This is a genomic window from Sphingobacterium suaedae (genome assembly GCF_042684625.1).
Lineage (GTDB): Bacteria > Bacteroidota > Bacteroidia > Sphingobacteriales > Sphingobacteriaceae > Sphingobacterium > Sphingobacterium suaedae.
On sequence record NZ_JBHULR010000008.1, the window covers coordinates 99,141 to 102,850 of the forward strand.

At 44.7% G+C, this 3,710-nt stretch carries 3 protein-coding genes; 1 reads left to right on the forward strand and 2 read right to left on the reverse strand.

Features of this window, described 5'->3' with window-relative positions; translation table 11 throughout:
- Both ACFSR5_RS15540 and ACFSR5_RS15545 read right to left on the reverse strand, forming a co-directional pair.
- Nucleotides 1-2,504: tetratricopeptide repeat protein (locus tag ACFSR5_RS15540; protein ID WP_380905378.1), on the reverse strand; the 2,504-nt coding region annotated here is incomplete at its 3' end.
- 649 nt (nucleotides 2,505-3,153) lie between these two features.
- Entirely contained in the window at nucleotides 3,154-3,378 is a 225-nt protein-coding gene (locus ACFSR5_RS15545) for a hypothetical protein (protein ID WP_380905379.1), read from the reverse strand.
- A 168-nt stretch (nucleotides 3,379-3,546) separates the two neighbouring features.
- On the opposite strand from ACFSR5_RS15545, the gene ACFSR5_RS15550 reads away from it, so the two are divergent.
- On the forward strand, nucleotides 3,547-3,710 hold a 164-nt coding region (locus ACFSR5_RS15550), incomplete at its 3' end, for a transposase (protein ID WP_380905382.1).

The following is a 3,710-nucleotide window of genomic DNA, read 5'->3' on the forward strand; positions in this document are numbered from 1 at the left end:
GCGGGGACAATATCGTCCTTTTTTTCATAATTTTCAATCACACTTTTCAATGTGCTTTTCGCCTGAAAAGTATTGCCTTTGCGCGCATAGGTATCAGCAAGCAATATGAAACTCTTGGCTACCCAATATTCATGTTCCTCCCGAGTGTTGATGACATCAAAGGCGGTTTCCTGGGCTTTGTCGTATTCCTTGTTATCATACTGCAGCTGTGCCACACGGTACCTTGCTTCTGCGCCGAGTGCCGTTTGGCTCTTTAGGGCCGCCAGATTGAATTCCTTCATGGCAGAGGCGATGTTCTTTTCCTGTAGAAAGGCTTTGCCACTGTATAAGTGTGCTTTGGCAATTTCCTCTTCTGTCGCTCCATCGTAATCCTTTATCAACTGCACATATTTGGCCATCTGTTCCATATCGCCAAGTTCGAAATAACAGACCATCAAGTTACTTACCGCATAGCCATAGTTTTTTTTGTATTCGTTATTCAGTTCCAGTTTTTTGAGGTGCACAATGGCCTCATTGTATTGCTTTAGCTCCAGATATAGTGCGGCTACCGTCAGTAGGGTATTCTCCGTATATTTGCTCGTCCAATCGTTCAGGATGATATTCAGATCGTGCAGCGCTTCCTGTGGGTGACCTGTCTTGTACGAACTCACCCCACGAATGTAACGGGCATATTTTTCTTGCCTGGGTTTCGGAAATTTATCAAAATAGGCATTGATCGCCTCCACAGCCGCGCCGTATTCTCCTCTGACAAATAAGGACTGGGCTGCTTGGAAAGCCTGATTATCCAATTCCGCTGGGCTCAGATTTCCCACATTGCTACCGATCGCATAGCGAATATAGCTCGTCGCATCCCCCTGATCGAGGTAGATGTTTTCAATGAAACGCATTGCCTGCTCTGCTTCGTCGGTTTTGGCATATTTTTCCGCCACTTTTTGGAAAGTAGCCTTCGCCGCTTCAAGGTCATCGTTATTGTACTGCACAAGCCCAATAGTCATCAATGCACGCGGAACATAACTGCTACGGGGGTATTTTTCAATCATCCGTTGCAGCCCTTCGATAGCGCGATCATAATCTCCGGTCGTAAAATAGGTGTAGGGGATTTCAAAGGCCACATCGTCGGCATAGTTCGAAGCCGGAAATTGTTCCACAACGGACCGCAGGGTACTGAGCTTGGCTTCATTGTCGCCCTGTAAGCCAACGAGTATACCGCGTTGGAATAATGCATAGTCCTGATTAGGCGCTTTGCCGTTGATCAGCTGGTCGTAGTATTGGTTGGCCCGCCCGTAATTACGCATCGTAAGATATGAATCGCCCAGACGTGCGATGACGTCATACTTTATATTTTCATCCATCGAACTTCCCCCAGCTACTAAAAAGCGTTCAAAATAATCGGCCGCCATCCGAAAATTGTTATTTCGGAACGCCGCATAGGCCAGCCCATAATTGGCATAATTATAGACCTCGTTGTTTTTTGCGGCAGGCAAGCTAAGAAACCGGAAAAAGTTTTCTACCGCCTCCCTGTATTTGCGCACCTCATACATGGCTTCTGCTTTCCAATAGGTGGCCAGGGCCGCCATTTCCGCGTTGATCGGAAATTTCTCTGAACGCATAAACATGGATATACTATTTTCGAAAGCGCGCTCATTATAAAACTCCAGTCCGCGGTAGTAAGTTGCCTTTTGATAAGTCGCATCTACTTCCCTGTCCCTATTCTTAATTGATTCCAACAGGCTTACTCCTGCATGGAAGTTACTTGTTCCCAACAGGACGGCGGCGGATAGAATCTCGGGACTTTCTTGCTTTTCGGCAGCTGGATCACGATCCTCATATTCCTGGGCAATATATTTCTGAAGGACGTTTTGAGCGGCCTGAGCGGAGTCCAATTCGAATAAGGTTTTGGCGTAGTTAAATAGCGCAATAGCTTTCAATTCCTCATCAAAATCGAGATTCATCGCTTTCACAAACGCATTTCGCGCACGTTGCTTGTCGCCGGTTTCTAGGGCAATATGCCCTAAAGTAATAATTGAGCCCTGATAAAACGCATCCGAAGTTTCCAGCGACTCCAAAATAGAGGATGCTCTTGGGTATTCGCCTGCGCGGTAGGCCAGATAACTGATGCGGTAATTATCAATATTATCTTGTGAAGCGTCCGGATGCCGCTTCAACAATTCATCGTAATACGCTTGTTTGAATATCTTTCTAGCAAAATAGGTGGCGGTAGCGATCTGGCTAAGCTCCATCTCTATTACTTTTCGGTTGATCAACTTCATATTCGGGCTCCGGCGTACCTTGACGGCATCGGCCAGCATCGGCCGGTAGTCACGTACGACATCAATGGAATCCATAACTGTGACTTGCCTCTCATTCCCTTGCTCACCAGATTGTCGCTTTTCTTTCTGCGGCCTGCCCTCCTCCTGTGCATACCCTGTAACCAGCAAAGCCGAAAGTATACCGAAAAGCAAATACTTCAGGTAGTTGTATACTATTTTTTCTTTCAATATCATTGTTCGTCCGTGTTTCTAAATTCTTCCAATATAGATGGCGTCATCAAAAAATAGGCCGGAAGTAATCACTTTTTATCAAACGCACACAAAAATGCTATTTAAATATTTGAACGCATTCGGAATATAAAAACTAATTTAGAAAAAATACGTAGCTGAAGAGCCCATTTTTTCCTTGGCTTTCAAAGTTGCTCGATCGGGCGGGTAGCAGGGTTGGCCCAGCCACGCATGGCCTAAAAGCCGCCTTGAGCTCCCTCCGGGTCGAACCTATAGCCTTTTAAGAGGTCGCAGGTTCTCTTCCTGCCACCACACCTCTAATTCGTTGATTATATTATTGTTAGCAAGTAAACTATCAAGAGAGGTAACCGAATAGGTCACCTTTAATAGGTCCTATTTTGTTGGCTTTTGAGTTCTCTTGACAGAACCTTTTACAATCAGTCAATGTACGTTGTTATCATAACGATACGAAACTTCTCCGATAATAACAATCCTTTTTTCATAGAATTAGTTCGCCAAAGCAATTCCGTAAACAGCCAAAAGCGGGAACAGCAAGGGCTAAGAGTGGTGGGTTTCGCAAGCCACGAATGAGCGAGGGGAAAACGACTTGGCTTCATTCTGGCTTTATCGTGGCGTTATTGGCGTTATTTTGGCGCTATTCGCTGGACAAATAAAAATATGAACCTGCACCTTTTGTTTCCGAACTTTTTAACACCTCTTTTTCAACCAAATCAGACAATTCCCTTGATGCCGTCCGCTCACTAATTGAATTTATAGTTTGATACTCTTTATTCGTAATTTTCCCTCTCTCTTTTACATATTCAACTGCTTTTAACTGCCGTTCATTTAGACCAAGCTTAACCAATTGTTCGTGAGTCATGCTATTTTTGAAAAGTGTCACCAACAAACCACCGTCCCGTTCAATAATTTCGGGTTCGGGAAGTCCGGCTTGTTTACAAGCTTCTATGATTTTTATTGTACTGTAAGCTTTCCTAAAAAAAAGACTGTTAGAGAATAGAAAAATGATTGATAACTTTAACAGTGTATTATGAAAGGGAAACGATTCAAACCGGAGCAGATCAGCACGATCCTTAAGGAGTTCGAGGCAGGAAAAAGCGTTCAGGAGATCACACGTGAACACGGGGTCAGTCCTGCCTCCTTTTACAAATGGCGACAGCGATACGGAGGCCTTGACGGCAGTGAGCTGAAACG